Genomic DNA, 19,908 nt, shown 5'->3' on the forward strand with positions numbered 1-19,908 from the left:
GTACCACGCACGACGCCCGCCGGCTCCCCGAGGGGAACCGGCGGGCGTCGTCGTCACGGGGTGACGGTGGTGCCGTCCACGGTGGTCTTGCCGTTGTTCTGCGCGCTGCTGCCCAGCCGGGCCAGCAGGCCGGCCAGGTCGATGCCGGTCAGGTCGCTGCCGAGCTGCAGCCCCTGGGCGACGTTCCCGGCCACCGACTTGGTCAGCGACGACGCGCCGTCGGTGGAGATCACCGTCATCTTGTCGATCGCGCCGATCGGGGCGCTGGCCGCGCCGACCACCTCGGGCAGCACCTTGACCAGCAGGTCCAGCACGGCCGCCTCGCCGTACGCGGCGAACGCCTCGGCCTTGCGGGCCATCGCGTCGGCCTCGGCCTGACCCTTGGCGAGGATGGCCGCGGCCTCGGCCTGACCCTCCCGCTCGACCGCCTCGGCGATCGCGGAACGGCGACGCTGCTCGGCCTCACCCTCCTTGGCGCCCTCGATCGCGTTCGCCTCGGCCAGCGCGGCCCGGCGGGCCCGCTCGCCCTCACCGGTGAGGCGGGCCTGCTCGGCGGAGGCCTGCGCGGCCGCGATCGTGGCCTGGCGCTGCGCGTCGGCGTTGAGCACCGCCGCGTTACGGTTCGCCTCAGCCTCCTGCTCGACCTTGTACCGGGCGGCGTCGGCCGGCTTGCGCACCTCGGTGTCGAGCTGGCGCTGCTTCAGCTCGGCGTTGCGCTCGGCCACCTTCTGCTGCTCGGAAAGGATCGCCTGGTCCCGCTCGGCCTGCGCGAGCGGACCGGCCGCGGCCGACTTCGCCTTCGCCGCGTCGATCTCGGCCTGGATGCCGGCCTGCTTGAGCGCCAGGTTCCGGTTCGCCTCGGCGATCGCCTCCTCGGCGAGCAGCCGCTCCTGCTCGGCCTGCTGGCGGGCCCGCGCCTCGGCGATGGCCGCGTCCTTGAGCACCCGGGCCGCCTCCGGGCGGCCCAGGTCCTGGAGGTAGGAACCCTCGGCCAGGATGTCCTGGAGCTGGAACGTGTCCAGCACCAGGCCCTGGTTGGTCATCGAGTGCTCGGCCTCCTCGGCGACCGCGCTGGCGAACGCCGCCCGGTCCCGGATGATCTCCTCGACGGTGAGCCGCCCGACGATCGAGCGCAGCGCGCCGGCGAGCACCTCGCGGGTGAAGTTGTCGATCTCCTCCTGCTGGTTCAGGAAACGCTGGGCGGCGGCGCGGATCGCGTCCTCGGTGCCGCCGACCTTCACGATCGCCACGCCGTGCAGCTCGGTGCGGATGCCCTGCTTGCTCACCGCGCCGCGGATGCTGACGTCGATCCGGCGGCTGGACAGGTCGAGCGACTGGAGCTTCTGCACCACCGGCAGCACGAACACCGAGGCGCCGAGCACGACCTTCTGCCCGGACATGTCGGTGGAGCGGGCTCCGTCGGCGGACTGGGTGGTGCGGCCCTTGCGGCCGGTGACGATGAACGCCTGGTTCGGCCCGGCCACCTTGATCCGGGACAACACGAAAAGGACGAGGACGACGGCGAGGAGGACCGCGCCGCCGATGGCGACGAGCAGGGGCATGGGGGTTCCCGTCTGTGTGGTGGTGTCAGTAGGTCTCGACGTGCACGCTGGTCTCGCTCAGGGCTTCGACCACGAAGATGCGGGTGCCGACCGGCATCGGCCCGTCGGCGCGGGCGTTGAGCTTCACCGGCTGGCCGGCGAGGCGTACCCGCACCTCGCCGTAGCCGCCGCTGGGGATCGGCGTCACCACCAGCCCGATCGCGCCGGCCAGGTGGTCGCGGGTGGGTGTGGCGTCGGTGCGCATGGTGCGGGCCGCGCGGCTCAGCCGGGCCGCCAGCCAGCCGGTGGGCACGGCGGCGAGCGCGCCGCCGGCCACCGCCGCCGCGATCATTCCGGGGGTACGACCGCCGAGCAGCTCGTTGACGATCGCGCCGCCGAACCCGAACGCCCCGGTGAAACCGGCGGCCGCCTCCAGCGACACCGGCCCGTCGACGTCCGGCTGGCCGAAATGGAGCACGCCCGAGCCGAGCAGGGCGAGGGTCAGCACGCCGACACCGATCCCGCCGATGATCAGGAAGATGAGCGTCCCGGGTGCCATGACCTGCACGGTATCGGCGCCGTGCAACATCGACTTCGCTCAGCGCTCGCCCAGCCCGCCCTCAGAGAGCCCGGCCGGGGAAATGTCGGCGGGCGCGCGACAATGGGTGGCATGCGCTGGACCGTGCTCGACTCACCGATCGGGGAGTTCTCCGTCGGCACCGACGACGACGCGGTGCGCGGCGCGCACTTCGGCCGGGTGGACGGGGCGGCCGACGAGCCCGGCGACGCGGTGGCCCGGCTGGCGGTGGCGGAGCTGCGGGCGTACTTCGCCGGTGAGCTGACCGAGTTCACGGTGCCGGTGTCCGCGCCCCGCGGCTCGGAGTTCGAGCGCGCCGTCTGGCGGGAGATGACCCGCATCCCCTACGGCGAGACGACTACCTACGGCGAGGTGGCGAAGGCGGTCGGCGACCCGGGTGGCGCCCGGGCGGTCGGGGTGGCCTGCAACCGCAATCCGGTGCCGGTGATCGTGCCATGTCACCGGATCGTCGGCGCGGGCGGCAAGCTGGTCGGCTTCGGCGGCGGGCTGCCGCGCAAGGTGACGCTGCTGGAGCTGGAGGCGTCGGTGGCGCTGCGGCGCGCCTGGTCCTGACGTACGCGAAGAAGGAAGGCCGGGTCCGCGCGGACCCGGCCTTCCTTGTCGTGCGTGTCAGCGCGTCAGCGCTCGACCTCGCCGGCGATGAACGCCTCGACGGCGGCGTGCGCGTCGTGGTCGGCGTACTGCTCCGGCGGGGACTTCATGAAGTACGAGGAGGCGGAGAGGATCGGGCCACCGATCTTCCGGTCCAGCGCGATCTTCGCGGCGCGGACGGCGTCGATGATGACACCGGCCGAGTTCGGCGAGTCCCACACCTCGAGCTTCAGCTCCGCGTTGAGCGGGGTGTCACCGAAGGAGCGGCCCTCCAGGCGGATGTACGCCCACTTGCGGTCGTCCAGCCACGGCACGTGGTCGGACGGGCCGATGTGCACGTCGCTCTTGCTCATCTCGTGCGGGATCTGGGAGGTCACCGACTGGGTCTTCGAGATCTTCTTCGAGACCAGGCGGTTGCGCTCCAGCATGTTCATGAAGTCCATGTTGCCGCCGAAGTTGAGCTGGTACGTGCGCAGCAGCTCGACCCCGCGGTCCTCGAAGAGCTTCGCCAGGGCGCGGTGCACGATGGTGGCGCCGACCTGGCTCTTGATGTCGTCGCCGACGATCGGCAGGCCGGCGTCGGTGAACTTCTGCGCCCACTCCGGGTCGGAGGCGATGAAGACCGGCAGGGCGTTCACGAACGCGCAACCGGCGTCGATCGCGGCCTGGGCGTAGAACTTGTCGGCCTCCTCGGAGCCCACCGGGAGGTAGGAGACGACCACGTCGACCTGGGCGTCGCGCAGCGCCTGCGCCACGTCGACCGGCTTGGCGTCCGACTCCTCGACGATCTCGCGGTAGTACTGGCCCAGACCGTCGAAGGTCGGGCCGCGCTGCACGGTGACGCCGGTCGGCGGCACGTCGCACAGCTTGATCGTGTTGTTCTCGCTGGCGACGATCGCCTCCGCGAGGTCCATGCCCACCTTCTTGGCGTCCACGTCGAACGCCGCGACGAACTTCACGTCGGAAACGTGGTAGTCGCCGAAGGTGACGTGCATGAGACCCGGGACGCGGTCGTTCGGGTCGGCGTTCCGGTAGTACTCCACGCCCTGTACGAGGGACGAGGCGCAGTTACCCACACCGACGATGGCGACGCGGACGGAGCCCATAGCGTCTGCCTCCTTCTTCTTCATCACGGCCGCTCTTTCCTGGACGTTCCAGGCGTGGGCGGGCTGTCGTTGTCTCCTCGGCCACCGGCCGTCCCGGGTCGCGGGTCGGCCGGGGCCCGGCCGGAGCGCTCGTTGGCGATGAGCTCCTCCAGCCAGCGGACCTCGCGCTCACAGGCGTCGAGCCCGTGGCGTTGCAGTTCCAGGGTGTACGCGTCGAGTCGCTCGGCTGCCCGGCCGAGCACGTCACGAAGACCTTCGCGACGTTCCTCGATCTTGCGACGACGACCTTCCAGGATCCGGAGCCGGGTGGCCTGGTCGGTCCGGGCGAAGAACGCGAAGTGCACGCCGAAGCCCGTGTCGTCGTACGTCTCGGGTCCAGCCTGCGCTATGAGCTGGGCGAAGCGTTCCTTGCCCTCCGCGGTAATGGTGTAGACCACCCGACCGCGTCGGCTGGTCAGCGCGGGAACCTCCTCGGCGGTCGCGGGCGTCTCGGCGGCTTCGGTGATCCATCCCGCCGCCTGCAGCCGGCGCAGGGTCGGGTAGAGAGAGCCGTAGCTGATCGCCGCCCGGATGGCGCCGAGCTTGGCGGTCAGCTCCTTGCGCAGCTCGTAGCCGTGCATCGGCGCCTCCTGCAGGAGGCCGAGGATGGCGAGCTCGAGCACGGGCCATCCCTTCTTTTCCCCCTGCGCGGAGTGCTAACCACCGCGATGTATCGGACCGATACATCGCACGTTAGCGGAGAGGGGAGGGTGGGGCAAACCCCTGCTTACGCGACGCGCTCATCACGCATCGTGACCATGGTCGCCTGGGTTCGCCGGAGCGCGTACCCTTTCCCGCATGCGTACGCAGCGCCAGGTCGTCGACTACTCGCTCCAGAAGCGGGCTGTGCTGCGTGAACTGCTCGCCGGGCGGATCGGCACGTACGACGTCTGCGACGCCTCGCCGTACCTGAAGAACGCTGCTCGTTTCCACGGCGAGCCGACCGACCACCGCTGCCCGATCTGCCGCAGCGAGAACCTGATCCACGTCCACTACATTTACGGGGACGAACTCAAGCAGTCGGCCGGCCAGGCGCGTACCCGGGCCGAGTTGCCCGTCCTGGCCATGACGCTGCGTGAGTTCCAGGTGTTCGTGGTGGAGGTATGCCCCGGCTGCGACTGGAACCATCTCGTCGAGCAGTTCCTGCTCGGCCGGGACGGCCTCGCGGGCGAGGCGGAGGACGCGGACGAGTCGGTCGCGGCCAACGGCTCCACCCCTCGGCGAAGGCGAGAGGCGCAACGGTGAACGCGGCTGTCCCGATCGCTGTCGGCCCATTCCCCGGGCGGCAGGATCGACAGCCTTTACGCGTAATTGGTCCGAATAGGTCGGATTTGACGGGCGCGCGCCGGTACCGCCGGCGGGTAACGTCCCGTGTTCCAGCTCACGGCAACCCGGTGGCGGCGCCCCCGCGCCCCACCGCGACCGGCAGGGTGTGAGGAATGAACTACGGCGATCCCAGTTCTTCGCGTGGGCGGGCCCAGATCCCGGGCCCGAACGGCGACCCCGGTTCCGAAGGGAGCCGGGGCGGGAACGGTTGGTCCGGCGCGGCGGACGGCGGCGCCTCGGCGCGCGCCTCCGTGACACCGTACGGCGCGGGTGGCCGGGCCTCGGTCGGCGGCGCCGCTCCGGTGCCGCGCGGAGCGTCCGGCTCGGCCTCGGTCGGCCGGGCCGGCGCAGGCGGCCGCGCCTCGGTGCCCGTCTCGCCGGCTCCCGGCGCCTCCGGGCGCGCCGGCGCCGGCCGGGCGTCGGTGCCGGTGTCCCCGGCCGCTCCAGCTGGGCGGGCCTCGGTGGGCGCGGCGAGCGTGGGCGCGGCAAGCGTCGGCGGGCGTGCGAGCGTGGGCGGACGCGCGAGCGTCGGCGCGGCAGCAGTCGGTGGCCGCGCCCGGGTGCCAGGTGCCGCCGGCGGTGGTCCCGGCGGCCCCGGCGGTCCGCTCGGTCCCGGCCGGCGTGGCCGCGGTGAGGACCCGGCGCGCGCCAAGAGGCGCCGCCGGATCAACATCCTGATCGCCGGCTTCGCCGTGTTCATCATGCTCGCCGGCATCGGCGTGGTGAGCTTCACCTGGTACTCCACCAAGGTGGTGCTCCCGGAGGACACCATCCCACCGCTGTCCACCACCGTCTACGACTCGACGGGCACCGCGATCGCCCGGATCGGCGACCAGAACCGGCAGCTCGTCACCATCGACCAGATCCCGGAACACGTCCAGCACGCGGTCGCCGCGGCGGAGGACCGGAACTTCTACAAGCACTCCGGTGTGGACTACAAGGGCATCGCCCGGGCCGCGTGGAACAACCTCACCGGCGGCGACAAGCAGGGCGCCTCGACCATCACCCAGCAGTACGCGCGCAACGCGTTCGAGAACCTGAACCAGGACACGTACGGCCGCAAGGTGAAGGAGGCGATCCTCGCCTCCAAGCTGAACGACAAGTACGACAAGCGCGTGATCATGCAGCACTACCTGAACGTCATCTACTTCGGCCGGGGCGCGTACGGCATCCAGGCGGCGGCACGGACCTACTTCGGCAAGGACGTCAAGAGCCTGACCGTGGCCGAGGCCGCGGTGCTCGCCGCGCTGATCAAGCAGCCGGAGCCGAGCGCCACCCACCAGGGCTACGACCCGGCGATCAACCCGACCGCCGCGCTGGACCGGTGGAACTACGTGATCAACGGCATGATCACGGAGAAGTGGCTCGATGCGCCGAACAAGCCGAACCACCCCACCGAGTACCCGAAGAACATCGCGAAGCCGTCGAAGAACAGCGGTGGCGGCTTCGGCATCGACACCCCGTACGGCAACATCGTCAACTACGTCTCGCAGGAACTGCGCGAGATGAAGCTCTGCACCGACAACGAGGCCGAGGCGACGGAGAAGAAGCCGCTGTGCGCCAAGGCGCTCAGCCGCGGCGGCTACAAGATCACCACCACCATCAACCGGAAGATGCAGGAGGCGGCGCTCGACGCGGCCCAGCGGGCCAGGAAGAAGTCCGAACTCGCCGGCCAGCCGTCGAACCTGATGGCCGCCGTGGTGGCCATCGACCCGAAGACCGGCCGGGTGCTCGCCTACTACGGCGGCGACAACGGAACCGGCACCGACTACGCCGGGAAGAACGTCGACAACGGCGTGGTCAGCGGCGGGCACTCGCCGGGTTCGAGCTTCAAGATCTACACGCTCGCCGCGGCGCTGAAGGAAGGCATCTCGCTCAAGTCCCGGTGGAAGGGTACGGCGTTCACGCCGAAGGGCACCAAGTTCAAGGTCAGCAACGCCGGCGCGGACCGGGTCACCTGCGGTGACTCCTGCACGCTCGAACAGTCGACGCTGAAGTCGCTGAACGTGCCGTTCTACTACATCACCGAACAGATCGGGCCGGACAAGGTGCTCGACATGGCCAAGCAGGCCGGCGTCACCACCATGTGGCAGACCGACACCAACCCGGCCAAGGCACACGACCTGACCAAGGCCGACCCGAAGGACCTGGCTCCCTCGCCGTTCTTCCACGTCATCGGCTACGGCCAGTACCCGATCACCGTGCTCGACCACGCCAACGGCGTCGCCACCTTCGCCAATCAGGGCGTCTACAACAAGGCGCACTTCATCCGCAAGGTGGAGAAGCAGAACCCGGACACCGGCAAGTGGGACGTGCTCGGTGGCGAGAAGCTCAAGCCACAGCCGCGGATCGACCCGGAAGTCGCCGCCGACGTCACCTCAGTGCTGAAGCAGTACCCGGGCCAGATCAACAAGCGCCTCGAGGAGGGCCGTCAGGTCGCCGAGAAGACCGGCACCTGGGAACTCAACGACAAGACGACCGCCAACGGTGACGCCTGGATGATCGGCTACACGCCGCAGCTCGCCACCGCGGTCTGGGTCGGCAACGTCAAGGACCGCAAGGCGATCAAGTACAAGGACGGCCGGGACATCAGTGGCGCCCGGATGCCGGGTGACATCTTCCAGCGCTTCATGAACGACGCGCTCAAGGGCAAGGACAAGGAAGAGTTCCCGCCCGCGGCGAACATCGGCAAGGACGACACCGGCAACGGCGAGGCGCCCCCGCCGGCGAACGAGCCCGGCCAGCCCGGCGGCCCGAACTGCGACCCGCTCGGCCTGTTCTGCCCCGGCGGCACGCCCGGCGGCGGCACCCCGGGTGGTGGCGGCGACCAGGGTGGCACCAACCCCGGTGGAGGCGGGCTCCCCGGCGGTGGTGGACGGCCCGGTGGCGGCGGTGGCGGCGGTGGGTTGCTACCGAGCACACCACCGACACGACAGAACTGACGTACCACCTGACGACGGCGGCCGGACCTCGGGTCCGGCCGCCGCCGCGTTTCGCGTACCGGAATTTCTCCGCGCGCGACGGGACGGCGACCCCCGGTGTACGGCAGGATGCCTCACCATGAGCACCCAGTCGCCCGCAGGCATCGATGAGCCCGGCGCGTCCGAGGCGGCGCCGCGATCGGCAGAGACGATCGACCATCCGTCCCGCTCGGACTGGTTCGTCCGCGGCGCCTCCGGACTGATCGGCGGTCCGCTCGGCGACCACGCCGCAGCCCTGGACCGGCCCGCCGGCCGGGAGAGCCGGTTCTGGACCGCCGGCCGGATCGTGCTGGCGCTCGTCTGCCTGACGCTGGCCCTGCACTGGGTGCAGAAGTCGCCCTGCCAGGACGGCGCCTGGCAGAACAACATCCAGTACACCCGGATGTGCTACACCGACGTGCTGGCGCTCTACTACGCCGAAGGGCTCAACGAGGGCAAGGTCCCCTACGCCGACCACCCGGTGGAGTACCCGGTGCTGACCGGCTACTTCATGGGCGCCCTCGGCCTCCCGGTGCACGCCCTCGGCTCCGACAACCCCGCCATCAACCAGGGCCAGTGGTTCTACAACCTGAACGCGCTGGTGCTCGGCGCGCTCGCCGTCGCCACCGTCGCGGTGATCCTCAGCCTGCGCCGACGACGACCCTGGGACGCCGCGTTGTTCGCGCTCTCCCCGGCTCTGGTGCTCACCGCCACCGTCAACTGGGACCTGCTCGCCATCGGCCTGGCCGCGTTCGGCCTGCTGGCCTGGGCACGCGCCCGGCCCGACCGGTACGCGCTGCTGCTGCCCGGAGTGGCCGGCGTCCTCATCGGACTGGGCGGCGCGGCCAAGATGTGGCCGCTGTTCCTCCTCGGGCCGATCCTGGTCCTCGCGTTGCGCGCCGGCAAGATGCTGGCCGGGCTCGTCGCCACGGCGACCGCGCTGGTGACGCTCGTGGCGGTGAACCTGCCGGTGGCAATCCCGTACCGGGAGAACTGGGAACGCTTCTTCGACCTGAACACCACGCGCCCCATCGACTGGGGCACGCTCTGGTACATCGGCCGCTACCTGGACGGCCGGATCAGCCCGTCCTCACCCGGCGAACTCGGGCCCTTCGAGTGGCTCAACGCGAACATCCCCACCCTCAACTGGCTGTCGTACCTGCTGTTCGGGCTGGCCTGCCTCGGCGTGGCCGGGCTGGCCCTGCTCGCGCCGCGCCGGCCCCGGCTGGCCCAGCTCGCCTTCCTTGTGGTCGCCGCGTTCCTCATCTTCAGCAAGGTGTGGTCCCAGCAGTTCGTGCTCTGGCTGCTGCCGCTCGCGGTGCTCGCACGGCCGCGCTGGGGCGCGTTCCTCGCCTGGCAGGTCGCCGAGGTCGGCTACTTCGCCGCCTTCTACGGCGAACTGCTCGGCACGGCCATGTCCCGGCCGGTCTTCCCCGAGGGCGTCTTCGTGCTGGCGTCGAGCCTGCGCCTGATCACCGTGGTGGTGCTCTGCGGGTTCGTCATCCGGGACATCGTGCGGCCCGAACTGGACGTGGTCCGGCACACCTACGCCGACGACCCGGACGGCGGGGTGCTCGACGGCGCACCCGACGCGCCCTGGCATCAGCGCTGGCGGGCACGAGCCGCCGAACGGCCCGCCGAACCCGTTCCGGTGTGACCGAGCCGGTCGTGTTCCGGTCTACAGGCGGAAGACGACCGCCTCGCCGACCTGCTCCCGGGTCACGCCCGGCGCGTCGACCGGCCGGTCGAGCATCCCCTCCCACGGGGTGCCCGCCAGCTCGTCGCGCAACACGACCACGTTCTTCACGCCGATCTGCCGTAGGTAGTCGACGCTCGCGTAGTCCGGGAAGCTGACAGTCGCCTCGCGGATCTGGGCCTGCGAGCGCGGCGTGAAACCGCTGCCGCCGTTCACCATCGGCTGGAACCGGTCGGTGGACCAGAGCATCACCGGCTGGTCGAGGTTCTGGCTGCTCGGCAGCACCAGCATCGGGCCGTCCACGGTCCGCATCGCCGCCGGCTGCAGCGGCACCACCGGCTGCGGCGTCGCGTTCAGCCCTTCCACGAGCACCAGCGCCAACGGCAGCAGCGTGGCCAGGCGCAGCCACGGGCCCGGCCACGGCGGCACCCGCTCGGCGGCCAGCTCGCGTACGCGCATGCAGAACGCGGTGACCGCGCCGGCCGCGAGCAGGCCCAGCAGCAGCGTGGTCCAGAGCATCATCCGGCCCGGCGTCCGCAACCCGCTCCAGCCCGGCAGGTAGTCGAACAACGGCACGTAGGTGAACCGGCCGCCGAAGAACCGGGTGCCCATCGCCAGCGCCATCGTCACGAGCACCCCGGCGAGCAGGAAGATCCGGTGCCGGACCCGCCAGACCGAGAAGAACAGGCCACCGGCGGCGAGCGCGTAGAGCACGAAGCCCGGCAGCAGCGTCATCTCCGGATGCCAGGGCAGCACGGCGCGGGCGCCCTCGTGCAGCCCGCCCCAGACCCGGGACTCGGCCGGGGCGGTGAAGAACCCGCTCGCCGGTGGCGAGTAGAGCCCGATGTCGCCGAGCGTCCGCTCCGCGTTCGGGTGCAGCTCGGCCACCCTGAAGTAGGGCACCGCCAGCGCCGCGCCCACGGCGGCGAAGGCCAGCCCGCCGAACACGTCGGCCAGGAACAGCCGCCGCCCGAACGGACGCCGCACCCGGCGCCGCCGCACGAACCACAGCACCACCGCGACCAGACCGGTCCCGGCCAGCATGTACGCGAACGGCAGCCCGATGCCGAACCCCAGGCTGAGCTGCCACGCGGCCACCAGCCACCCGGCGAACGCCCAGCCCGCGTGCCGGCGACGCGGCCGGTAGCCGTACCGCAGCGACCAGCCGTGACCCCGGGCCAGCATGGCCAGCGCCAGCGGGATGCCGCCGTTGGAGATGATGTGCAGGTGCCCCGCCTGGGCCAGCAGCCACGGCGCGTAGGCGAAGCTCGCCCCGGCCACCGCGCCGCCGATGCGGCCCGCACCGAGCTGCCGGGCCAGCACGTACGCACCGAACGCGGCGAGCGCGTGCGCCAGCACGAACATGATGTTGTAGCGCAGCACGGCGTGCTCGGGACCGACCCCGATCAGGCCGGCCGGGGCGTACCCGAGGAGCGTGTCGGAGAACGCGAAGCTCCAGTTCTCCGGATAGAACGTGTTCGCGTGCCACAGCATCGCCGGGTCGGTGCGCAGGATGTGGCCGGACCACGCCATCTGCCACGCCTGCAGGCTCGGATCCCAGTAGTCCTGCGGCAGTGTGTGCCGCGGATAGCGCAGCGTCGGCCAGGTCATCGCCGCGGCCAGGGCCAGCGCGGCGACGGCGGCGAGCGTCCACTCGTGCGCCAGGAACCGGCCGACCGTGCGGACGGCCCGGCGGGCCCGGCCGAGCGCCGGCTCCGGCGCGGGGCCGAACGCGGACCAGGGGTCGGCGGGCTCGTCGCCGGCCGTACCCGTTGCGCTCTTGTCCCCGCCCTCGGCCGTGTTATCTGCCGGCTCGTCCCGGGCCTCGGCCGCCTTTGCGGCGGCGTCGTCCTCGACGGAGCTGCCCCCGGCACTCCCGGCCTCGTCGGAAGAGGGCGCCCCGGCCTTCTCCGTCTCGTCCGGCCGGTTCTGCGCGCCCGTCCCGGCCGGCCGGGGCTCGGCGCCGGGCCGGTGGCCGGTCGTGCCGGACTGTTCGGTCGTCACGCCGCCGCGCCCAGCTGCCCGCGCAGGAACGCGATGTCGGCGGCCTGACCCTCGACGCCGCCGGGGGTCTCCACGATCACCGGTGCGCCGGCCGCACGGATCACCGCGACCAGGAGTTCCGGGTCGATGGTGCCGCCGGTGAGGTTGTCGTGCCGGTCCTGGCCGGAGTTGAACGCGCCCTTGGAGTTGTTCGCGTGGATCAGGTCGATCCGGCCGGTGATCGCCTTCACGCGGTCGACCAGGCCCAGCAGTTCCTCGCCGCCCGCGTACGCGTGGCAGGTGTCCAGGCAGAAACCGACCTCGTGGTCGCCGAGCACGTCCCATAGCCGGGCCAGCGCGTCGAGGTGCCGGGCACAGGCGTTGTCACCGCCGGCGGTGTTCTCGATCAGCACCGGCAGCGGGAAGCCGCCGGAGTCCGCCGCGTACGCGAAGGTCTTGCGCCAGTTGTCGAAGCCGACGGCGACGTCGTGGCCGGCGTTGACGTGGCCGCCGTGCACGATCAGGCCCTTGGCCCCGACGTCCGCCGCGGCGGTGGCGTGGGCGAGCAACAGCTTGCGGCTGGGGATGCGGATCCGGTTGTTCAGCGTGGCCACGTTGATCACGTACGGCGCGTGCACGTAGAGGTCGACGTCGGCGCCGCGCAGGCGCTCGGCGTCCTCGCGCGGCTTCGGGGCCTTCCAGCCCTGCGGGTCGGCCAGGAAGAACTGGACCGCCTCGGCCTGCCGGGCGGCCGCCTCGGCCAGCGGGTCGGTCGGGTCGACGTGGGCTCCGATTCGCATGCAGGGCAGCCTACGTCGCGCCTGCGACGGTCGGCGCGCTCGCGCGAGGCACCCGGCGGGTCGAACGCGTCACCACCCGGCCCGGCGGTCGTTGTCCGAGGTGGGATCGATGGTCGACGCTCCGCCCGCACGTGGTCCACAGCACGGACGGGCGAGGGTGGACCCCCGGTGACGGGACGCCCCGCCGTGCGGCCCGGCACGACGGGGCGGGATCCGCTCGTCGTCCCGGTACGGGAGGTCGGCAGTAGGAGCAATTCCTCCATTTACCCCAAGTGGTGACGAGAGCCATTGTATGGTCATAGCAGGTGACAACACGATAAAGCTCCGCGGGGCGTCTTCGATCCAACCTCATCGGTGTGGTCGTTCCTCCCCAGGTCCCACCCAAGGAATGCGGACGGGACGCCCCGCGGTCCCGTGGACAGGGGTCCACCTGCCGGCTCGCGCCGGAGGTGGGCCCCTGTCGCCGCTCCCGGCTCGCCGGGGCCACCGGCCCGGCCATGATCGTCCGGACCGGCTATCCTGGTCCGGTTGTCCGTGTGTCCGACCGGGTTCCCCCGGCACCGGCCACGGGCGACGACGCACGACCTCCTGCCACGGAAGGACCGTGGCCGCCTAGCCCACAGGAGGTGAGCACGTCTTGCGTCATTATGAAGTCATGGTGATCCTCGATCCCAGCCTCGAGGAGCGCACCGTCGCCCCGTCGCTCGACACGTACCTGAACGTGATCCGGACCGCGGGTGGCTCGGTGGAGAAGACCGACGTGTGGGGCCGCCGGCGCCTCGCGTACGAGATCAACAAGAAGGCCGAGGGCATCTACGCCGTCATCGACCTCCAGGCGACGCCGGAGGCCGTTGGCGAGCTGGACCGTCAGCTCCGACTCAACGAGTCGGTGCTGCGCACCAAGGTCATCCGCCCGGAGATGCGCTGAGCATCTAGACCCGGCACGTCCGGATCACAAGCCTCATCCACGCTGTCGTACGGCTCTGAGAGCCTGTACGGCACAAAGATGAGTGCGCGAGGAGATGGTCATGGCAGGAGACACCACCATCACGGTCATCGGCAACCTGACCGATGACCCCGAGTTGCGATTCACCCCCTCCGGTGCGGCGGTCGCCAAGTTCCGGGTCGCTTCGACGCCCCGCTTCATGGACAAGGCCTCCGGCGAGTGGAAGGACGGCGAGCCGCTGTTCCTCTCGTGCACGGTCTGGCGCCAGGCCGCCGAGAACGTCGCCGAGTCGCTGCAGCGCGGCGCTCGCGTGATCGTGTCCGGCCGGCTGCGCCAGCGGTCGTACGAGACCCGCGAGGGTGAGAAGCGCACCGTCATCGAGCTGGAGGTCGACGAGATCGGCCCGTCGCTGCGCTACGCCACGGCGAAGGTGCAGAAGATGTCCCGCTCCGGTGGCGGTGGCGGCGGCTTCGGTGGTGGTGGCGGCCAGGGCGGCGGCGGAGGCAACTTCGACGACCCCTGGGCCTCTGCTGCCCCCGCCCCCTCCCGCGGTGGTTCGGGCGGCAACTTCGACGAGGAGCCTCCGTTCTAATGGCGCCGAGCGCCCGCGATCGCAAACCAGGAGCACGAGCAATGGCTAAGGCTGCGGCCCTTCGCAAGCCGAAGAAGAAGGTGAACCCGCTCGACAAGGACGGGATCACCTACATCGATTACAAGGACACCGCGCTGCTGCGCAAGTTCATCTCCGACCGCGGCAAGATCCGCGCTCGGCGGGTGACCGGCGTCACCTCGCAGCAGCAGCGGCAGATCGCCCGTGCGGTCAAGAACGCCCGCGAGATGGCGCTCCTGCCGTACACGGCCACGACCCGCTGAGAGGAGGCACGGACATGAAGATCATCCTGACTCAGGAGGTGTCCGGCCTCGGCTCTCCGGGCGACATCGTCGAGGTGAAGGACGGCTTCGGCCGTAACTACCTGCTGCCGCAGGGCTTCGCGATCGCCTGGACCAAGGGCGCGGAGAAGCAGGTCACGGTCATCAAGCGGGCCCGCTCGGCCCGCGAGATCCGCGACCTGGGCCACGCCACCGAGGTCAAGACCCAGGTCGAGGGTCTGAAGGTCAACCTGAAGGCCCGCGCCGGCGACGGCGGGCGGCTCTTCGGCTCGGTCACCCCGGCCGAGATCGTCGACGCCGTCAAGGCCGCCGGCGGCCCGACCCTGGACCGCCGCCGGCTGGAGCTGCCCGGCCACATCAAGGCGCTCGGCTCCTACCCGGTCAGCATCCGGCTGCACCCCGAGGTGACCGCCAAGTTCGACCTGAACGTGGTCAAGGGCTGACACCCGAAGCACGACGCGAAAGGCCCGCACCAGTTCCGGTGCGGGCCTTTTCGTATCCCCGCCGATCCACCGCCGGACTCAGCCGAGCGGATTGCCCGTCACCGCGCTGATCACCACGGTGGACAGCCCGCCACCCACGACCGCCGCCGCCAGCGCCACGGTCGCCGACCGCCACGTCGTCCCGACCTGCCGCAGCAGCACCGCCACCACCAGGCTGCTCACCATCGCCAACCCGAACCGCGGCGCCGCCGACACCAACGAATCCAGCGCGTGCGCACGCTGCGAGTCGCATCCCCCGCCGGTGATGTCCGTGACGCACCCCGCCGGAGGCTGACCACTCAGGAACAGCAGACCGACCATGAGCAGTACCGCCGGCACCAGATAACACGCCGCCGTGTAGACGAGCGGCCGCAACGGACCACCCGGATCCGGGTCCAGCAGGTCGTCTTCCAGCCGGCGGCCCCACGAACCGCCGCCGATCGTCTCCACCCGCCGCCGCAACGTCGACGGCGCGGGTTCCACGGGGCGACGGCGAGGCACCGCACGCGGACGCGGCGCCGAGTACGCCACCGCGGGCGAACGCGGAGCCGTCGACGGCGTCTCCATCCACCGCGGATCGTCACCCGACAGCCGGGTACCGGACCAGAACGCCTCGGCCCGTTCCGGCGACGCCCAGCCCTCCCGTACCGGCGGCGCCGTACGGTCCCACGGGTCGGCCGCCGGGTACCGGTCGTCGGTGTCCCGCACCGGCTCCAGGAAACCGGTGTCCGTGAACCGGTCCCACTCGCCCGTGTGCTCCGTACGGTCCCACCGACCCTCCGCCCGCTCCCAGCGGCTCGCGGGCACCGGTCGGTCCCAGGCGTGCACCCCCGACGCGTCCCACGGATCGACAGCCGGCGGCTCCACCCATTCACGCTCGGCCGCTCGGCGGCGCTGCCACGGATCCGCACCCGGCCGCGCCGGCTCCGACGGCGCCGCCGCCCGCCCCCAGGCCGGCTCCGACTCGGACGCCCTTGCCCGCCCCCAGGTCGGCTCCGGCTCCACGGCCGGCGACGGCGACCGGCCCGCATCCGCCGCCGGCCACTCCGCATCCGTCCCCGAGCGGGACCACGCGTCGTCCGAGGCGGCCGGCCGCGACCACGAGGATTCCGACCCCGCGGGTGGCGGCCAGGAGGAGGAAGCCGACCGTCGCGGCCGACCCGCCGGCCGTTCGCCGTCCGACCCAACCGGCCCTTCGCCCGAACCCGTCGACTCCGGCAGCCCCGACCAGATCACCTGCGGCCGGCGCGTCGCCGCCCGGCGCGGACGGCTCCGGGGTGCCGCCCCCGACACCGGCACGTCGTCCTCGTCCGCCCGCCGGTTGCCCACGTACCCCCGCTCCTGCGGGGCGTCCATCGTCCACTCGGCGGTGTGGTCCGACAACGGACCCGCACCGATAGCGCGCAGATCCCGCCGGTCGTCGTCGCGCCGGCCGGCCGCCGCCCGCCACCCACCGCCGGACGAGGGCGTCTCCACCTCGTCTTCGTCCGGCGCGGCGTGCCGCCCGCCGCCGTCCGCGCGACTCACACCGGATTCGAGCGCCCAACGGGGAAGGTACGTCTCCACCGGCTCGTCCTGGCCACGTTCGACCGCCCGCCGCCGGCTCGCCGTGCGGTAACCCTCCGGGGCGTACGAGCCGACCCGGCGCGGCGCGGCGGGCTCGTCCCAGGAACCGCTCGGCCGTCGCTCGCGCGGGCTGTCCTCCCCGCTTCCCCAGTCCCGGTGTCTCACGGCCGGAGCGTGACCTCTCTCAACCCGAAAGTAAACCCGCTGTCCCAGGTGTCGCCGTTCGCAGCGATAGTACGGGACGAACGACGACAAAGCTTGGCCGGAAATCTTCCGTCCACAGGGTGGGGAAAGGAAAAGCCCAGGTCAGAGGGGATACGCCCGGAATTCCCCATCACTTTTCCACACCCTGTGCACACCCTGCGCACATGCCTGTCCCCAGACGTCCACAGGTTGTCCCGAGGCTCATCCACCGGCCTTGTTGAGCGGCTGACCTCGGGTTCCGTATCGTGGTCCCCCGACCGCCGGGCGATGACCCCCGATCGACCGGAGGGTCGGCGGAGAGTTGTCATACCCCGGCGATAGAGCTGGACTCGATCCGACGCAGCGAGGGGGGAACCCGTGTCGGTCACCGACGAGACGCGTGCGGAACGGACCGGGGGATCCTCACCCGAGCCGCCGCCGCGCGATGCGCCGTTCGAGAAGACACCACCTCAGGACGTCGCCGCCGAGCAGTGCGTGCTCGGCGGCATGCTGCTCTCCAAGGACGCCATCGCGGACGTCGTGGAGATCCTGAAGACGAACGACTTCTACCGGCCGGTCCACGCCACCATCTTCGACGCGATCCTGGACATCTACGGGCGCGGCGAACCCGCCGACCCGATCACCGTGGCCGCCGCGCTCGCCGACTCCGGCGACCTGGCCCGCATCGGTGGCGCCCCCTACTTGCACACGCTGATCGCCAGCGTGCCCACCGCCGCGAACGCCGCGTACTACGCCCGCATCGTCGGCGAGCGGGCCGTGCTCCGCCGGCTGGTCGAGGCCGGTACCCGGATCGTGCAGCTCGGCTACGGCACCGGACAGGGCGGCAGCCGCGACGTCGACGACGTCGTCGACCTCGCCCAGCAGGCCGTCTACGAGGTCACCGAGAAGCGCGTCAGCGAGGACTTCGCCGTCCTGGCCGACATGCTCCAGCCGACGCTCGACGAGATCGAGGCGGTCGGCGCCCAGGGCGGGGTGATGACGGGCGTGCCGACCGGGTTCACCGACCTCGACCGCCTGCTCAACGGCCTGCACGCCGGTCAGCTCATCATCGTGGCCGGCCGGCCCGGTCTCGGGAAGGCGCTCGCACTCGACACCCCGCTGCCCACCCCACAGGGCTGGACCACCATGGGTGAGGTGCGCGTCGGCGAGCAGCTCCTCGCCGCGGACGGCACTCCGACGACGATCACCAACGTCTTCGACGTGATGGACGACCGCCCCTGCTACGAGGTCGAGTTCTCCGACGGAAGCGTCATCGTGGCGGACGCCGAGCACCTGTGGAAGACCACCACCCGGGCCAGCCGACGCCAGCCGGAAGCACGCCGGCGGCACCACTGGGCCGAGCCGGTGTTGGCGAAGGTGCGGGCGGCCGAGGCGGCCGCGTCCGCCGAACCGCACCGCCTGGTCACTCTCGCGGAAACCCTGGAACAGGTCGGCCCGGAATTCCGGAACGTGCTTCACACGGTGGCGCAGACGGTGGGTTCCAACGGCCGGGTCGCCCGACCGGTGACCCGGGCCGGCAAGACACGCAACTGGACGGCCCCGGGCTACCCGGTGGGCGCGTTGATCTCCGGCCTCCGTGCACGCGCGGAGCGACCGGTGAACGCCGGCAGTCGCGCCGAGCACGACGGGATCGTCACGACGGCGCAGATCGCGGCCACGCTCCGTACCGAGACGGCCGACCGCCGTCTCAACCACGCCGTGCGAAACTGCGCGCCGCTTCGACTTCCGGAACGCGACCTGGCCGTCCCGCCGTACACCCTCGGGGTGTGGCTCGGAGACGGGCACACCGGGGCCAGCCGTTTCACCACCGCGGACGCCGAGATGGTCGACCTCGTGGCCCGGGACGGCTTCCTGGTGCGCCCGAGCGGTCCCATGGTCTACGGCGTGCATCTGCCCACGCCGGCCAGGGCGGCGGACCGCACGTGCGTCGACTGCGGCGGCTCCACCCGTGCCCTGCGGGAGAACCCCGGAACCCGCCGCTGCGCCGAGTGTCACGAGCGCAACGGCTCCTTCCTGGCTCTGCTCCGCCACGTCGGGGTGGCTTACGACAAGCACATTCCGCAGGACTACCTACGCGCCTCCGAGACCCAGCGCCGGGCGTTGCTCGCCGGTCTCATGGACACCGACGGCACGGTGGCGCCGAACGGGAACCTTCAGTACACGTCCACCTCCCGGCGGCTGATCGACGGTGTGCGGGAACTCGTCGTCAGCCTGGGCTACCGGTGCACCATGACCGAGCGCAAGGTGCGTGGCCGTACCGAGGAGTCGTCGGTCGCGTACACGCTGAACTTCTCCACGCCGGACACGGTCTTCCGGCTGGATCGGAAGCGGACCGCCCATGCGGCCCGGCGACGGACGTCCTCGGACGTCCGCTCCCACTCCCGCTTCATCGTGGACGTCCGTCCGGTGCCGAGCGTTCCGGTGCGCTGCGTGACCGTCGACAATCCCGACCATCTGTATCTGGCGGGCCGCTCGATGATCCCGACGCACAACAGCACGGCGAGCATGGACTTCGCCCGCAATGCGGCTATTCGCGCCAACCAGGCGGCAGCGATCTTCTCGCTGGAAATGAGCAAGGTCGAGATCGTCATGCGACTCCTCTCGGCCGAGGCACGCGTACCGCTGCACGTGCTGCGGAGCGGGCAGCTCTCCGACGACGACTGGACCAAGCTCGCCCGCTGCATGGGGGAGATCAGCGAGGCGCCGCTCTTCGTCGACGACACGCCGAGCATGAACCTCATGGAGATCCGGGCGAAGGCGCGACGGCTCAAGCAGAGGCACGACCTGAAGCTGATCGTCGTCGACTATCTCCAGCTGATGACCTCGCCGAAGCGCACCGAGAGCCGGCAGCAGGAGGTCGCGGACCTGTCCCGTGGCCTGAAGCTGCTCGCCAAGGAGGTCGAGTGCCCGGTGATCGCGGTGAGTCAGCTGAACCGTGGTCCCGAGCAGCGAACCGACAAGCGACCGCAATTGTCCGACTTGCGTGAATCTGGATCGATTGAGCAGGATGCGGACGTTGTCATCCTTTTGCACCGCGACGACTACTACGACAAGGAGTCGCCGCGAGCGGGCGAAGCGGACTTTATTGTTGCCAAGCACAGAAATGGTCCTACCGACACGGTCACGGTAGCGGCCCAGCTGCACCTGTCGCGCTTCGTGGACATGGCGATCGTCTGAGC

General features: G+C 71.1%; 16 protein-coding genes. 9 read left to right on the forward strand and 7 right to left on the reverse strand.

Going from position 1 to position 19,908, the window contains the following annotated elements:
• Positions 1-53: 53 nt before the first annotated feature.
• Both O7607_RS12700 and O7607_RS12705 read right to left on the reverse strand, forming a co-directional pair.
• Complete coding sequence (locus O7607_RS12700; RefSeq protein ID WP_269703359.1) at positions 54-1,562, reverse strand: flotillin family protein; 1,509 nt, start codon at positions 1,560-1,562, stop codon at positions 54-56.
• 25 nt (positions 1,563-1,587) lie between these two features.
• A complete protein-coding gene (locus O7607_RS12705) occupies positions 1,588-2,130 on the reverse strand; it encodes a hypothetical protein (RefSeq protein ID WP_269703361.1) in 543 nt (180 codons plus the stop codon).
• Between the two features lie 81 nt (positions 2,131-2,211).
• Here O7607_RS12705 and O7607_RS12710 point away from each other — a divergent pair, with 81 nt between their 5' ends.
• Entirely contained in the window at positions 2,212-2,691 is a 480-nt protein-coding gene (locus tag O7607_RS12710; RefSeq protein ID WP_269703362.1) for a methylated-DNA--[protein]-cysteine S-methyltransferase, read from the forward strand.
• A 65-nt stretch (positions 2,692-2,756) separates the two neighbouring features.
• Here O7607_RS12710 and O7607_RS12715 read toward each other — a convergent pair whose 3' ends face one another.
• Positions 2,757-3,836 (reverse strand): inositol-3-phosphate synthase, encoded by a 1,080-nt coding sequence (locus tag O7607_RS12715; RefSeq protein WP_269703364.1) that lies wholly within the window; start codon positions 3,834-3,836, stop codon positions 2,757-2,759.
• Between the two features lie 23 nt (positions 3,837-3,859).
• A complete protein-coding gene (locus O7607_RS12720) occupies positions 3,860-4,498 on the reverse strand; it encodes a PadR family transcriptional regulator (protein WP_269703365.1) in 639 nt (212 codons plus the stop codon).
• A gap of 175 nt (positions 4,499-4,673) precedes the next feature.
• On the opposite strand from O7607_RS12720, the gene O7607_RS12725 reads away from it, so the two are divergent.
• From O7607_RS12725 to O7607_RS12735, 3 genes are all read left to right on the forward strand, one after another.
• Positions 4,674-5,120 carry a DUF5318 domain-containing protein gene (locus tag O7607_RS12725; RefSeq protein ID WP_013289362.1) on the forward strand — a complete coding sequence of 149 codons (447 nt, stop codon included), beginning with the start codon at positions 4,674-4,676 and terminating at the stop codon, positions 5,118-5,120.
• Between the two features lie 194 nt (positions 5,121-5,314).
• Positions 5,315-8,143: a transglycosylase domain-containing protein gene (locus O7607_RS12730; protein ID WP_269703366.1), complete on the forward strand. Its 2,829-nt coding sequence runs from the start codon at positions 5,315-5,317 to the stop codon at positions 8,141-8,143.
• 118 nt (positions 8,144-8,261) lie between these two features.
• The gene (locus O7607_RS12735; protein WP_269703368.1) at positions 8,262-9,818 is read left to right on the forward strand and encodes a glycosyltransferase family 87 protein; all 1,557 of its coding nucleotides are present in this window, start codon (positions 8,262-8,264) and stop codon (positions 9,816-9,818) included.
• Positions 9,819-9,839: 21 nt separating this feature from the next.
• Here the strand turns inward: O7607_RS12735 and O7607_RS12740 are convergent, their stop codons facing one another.
• Both O7607_RS12740 and O7607_RS12745 read right to left on the reverse strand, forming a co-directional pair.
• A complete protein-coding gene (locus tag O7607_RS12740) occupies positions 9,840-11,861 on the reverse strand; it encodes a hypothetical protein (RefSeq protein ID WP_269703370.1) in 2,022 nt (673 codons plus the stop codon).
• Positions 11,858-12,640 carry a deoxyribonuclease IV gene (locus O7607_RS12745; protein WP_269703372.1) on the reverse strand — a complete coding sequence of 261 codons (783 nt, stop codon included), beginning with the start codon at positions 12,638-12,640 and terminating at the stop codon, positions 11,858-11,860. Before O7607_RS12745 ends, O7607_RS12740 begins: the two co-directional genes overlap by 4 nt.
• A gap of 637 nt (positions 12,641-13,277) precedes the next feature.
• Here O7607_RS12745 and rpsF point away from each other — a divergent pair.
• The 4 genes from rpsF (at position 13,278) to rplI (ending at position 14,920) form a co-directional block, all read left to right on the forward strand.
• Positions 13,278-13,568 (forward strand): 30S ribosomal protein S6, encoded by a 291-nt coding sequence (gene rpsF / locus O7607_RS12750; RefSeq protein ID WP_013289357.1) that lies wholly within the window; start codon positions 13,278-13,280, stop codon positions 13,566-13,568.
• A gap of 82 nt (positions 13,569-13,650) precedes the next feature.
• The gene (locus O7607_RS12755) at positions 13,651-14,178 is read left to right on the forward strand and encodes a single-stranded DNA-binding protein (RefSeq protein WP_018788497.1); all 528 of its coding nucleotides are present in this window, start codon (positions 13,651-13,653) and stop codon (positions 14,176-14,178) included.
• Positions 14,179-14,219: 41 nt separating this feature from the next.
• Positions 14,220-14,459: a 30S ribosomal protein S18 gene (gene rpsR, locus O7607_RS12760; protein ID WP_013289355.1), complete on the forward strand. Its 240-nt coding sequence runs from the start codon at positions 14,220-14,222 to the stop codon at positions 14,457-14,459.
• Positions 14,460-14,473: 14 nt separating this feature from the next.
• The gene (rplI, locus tag O7607_RS12765; protein ID WP_018788496.1) at positions 14,474-14,920 is read left to right on the forward strand and encodes a 50S ribosomal protein L9; all 447 of its coding nucleotides are present in this window, start codon (positions 14,474-14,476) and stop codon (positions 14,918-14,920) included.
• Positions 14,921-14,998: 78 nt separating this feature from the next.
• Here the strand turns inward: rplI and O7607_RS12770 are convergent, their stop codons facing one another.
• Entirely contained in the window at positions 14,999-15,826 is an 828-nt protein-coding gene (locus O7607_RS12770; RefSeq protein ID WP_269703374.1) for a hypothetical protein, read from the reverse strand.
• A gap of 1,260 nt (positions 15,827-17,086) precedes the next feature.
• On the opposite strand from O7607_RS12770, the gene dnaB reads away from it, so the two are divergent.
• Entirely contained in the window at positions 17,087-19,906 is a 2,820-nt protein-coding gene (dnaB, locus tag O7607_RS12775; RefSeq protein ID WP_269703376.1) for a replicative DNA helicase, read from the forward strand.
• Positions 19,907-19,908 lie beyond the last annotated feature (2 nt).

Source organism: Micromonospora sp. WMMA1949 (assembly GCF_027460145.1).
Taxonomy (GTDB): Bacteria; Actinomycetota; Actinomycetes; order Mycobacteriales; family Micromonosporaceae; genus Micromonospora.

What these genes read in the sequence shown, in the direction of transcription:
- O7607_RS12735 (WP_269703368.1), top strand. Translation starts at nt 8,262, where the DNA reads ATGAGCACCCAGTCGCCCGCAGGCATCGATGAGCCCGGCGCGTCCGAG.
- rpsR (WP_013289355.1), top strand. Translation starts at nt 14,220, where the DNA reads ATGGCTAAGGCTGCGGCCCTTCGCAAGCCGAAGAAGAAGGTGAACCCG.
- O7607_RS12705 (WP_269703361.1), bottom strand. Translation starts at nt 2,130, where the DNA reads ATGTTGCACGGCGCCGATACCGTGCAGGTCATGGCACCCGGGACGCTC.
- O7607_RS12710 (WP_269703362.1), top strand. Translation starts at nt 2,212, where the DNA reads ATGCGCTGGACCGTGCTCGACTCACCGATCGGGGAGTTCTCCGTCGGC.
- O7607_RS12730 (WP_269703366.1), top strand. Translation starts at nt 5,315, where the DNA reads ATGAACTACGGCGATCCCAGTTCTTCGCGTGGGCGGGCCCAGATCCCG.
- O7607_RS12715 (WP_269703364.1), bottom strand. Translation starts at nt 3,836, where the DNA reads ATGGGCTCCGTCCGCGTCGCCATCGTCGGTGTGGGTAACTGCGCCTCG.
- O7607_RS12745 (WP_269703372.1), bottom strand. Translation starts at nt 12,640, where the DNA reads ATGCGAATCGGAGCCCACGTCGACCCGACCGACCCGCTGGCCGAGGCG.
- O7607_RS12700 (WP_269703359.1), bottom strand. Translation starts at nt 1,562, where the DNA reads ATGCCCCTGCTCGTCGCCATCGGCGGCGCGGTCCTCCTCGCCGTCGTC.
- rplI (WP_018788496.1), top strand. Translation starts at nt 14,474, where the DNA reads ATGAAGATCATCCTGACTCAGGAGGTGTCCGGCCTCGGCTCTCCGGGC.
- O7607_RS12725 (WP_013289362.1), top strand. Translation starts at nt 4,674, where the DNA reads ATGCGTACGCAGCGCCAGGTCGTCGACTACTCGCTCCAGAAGCGGGCT.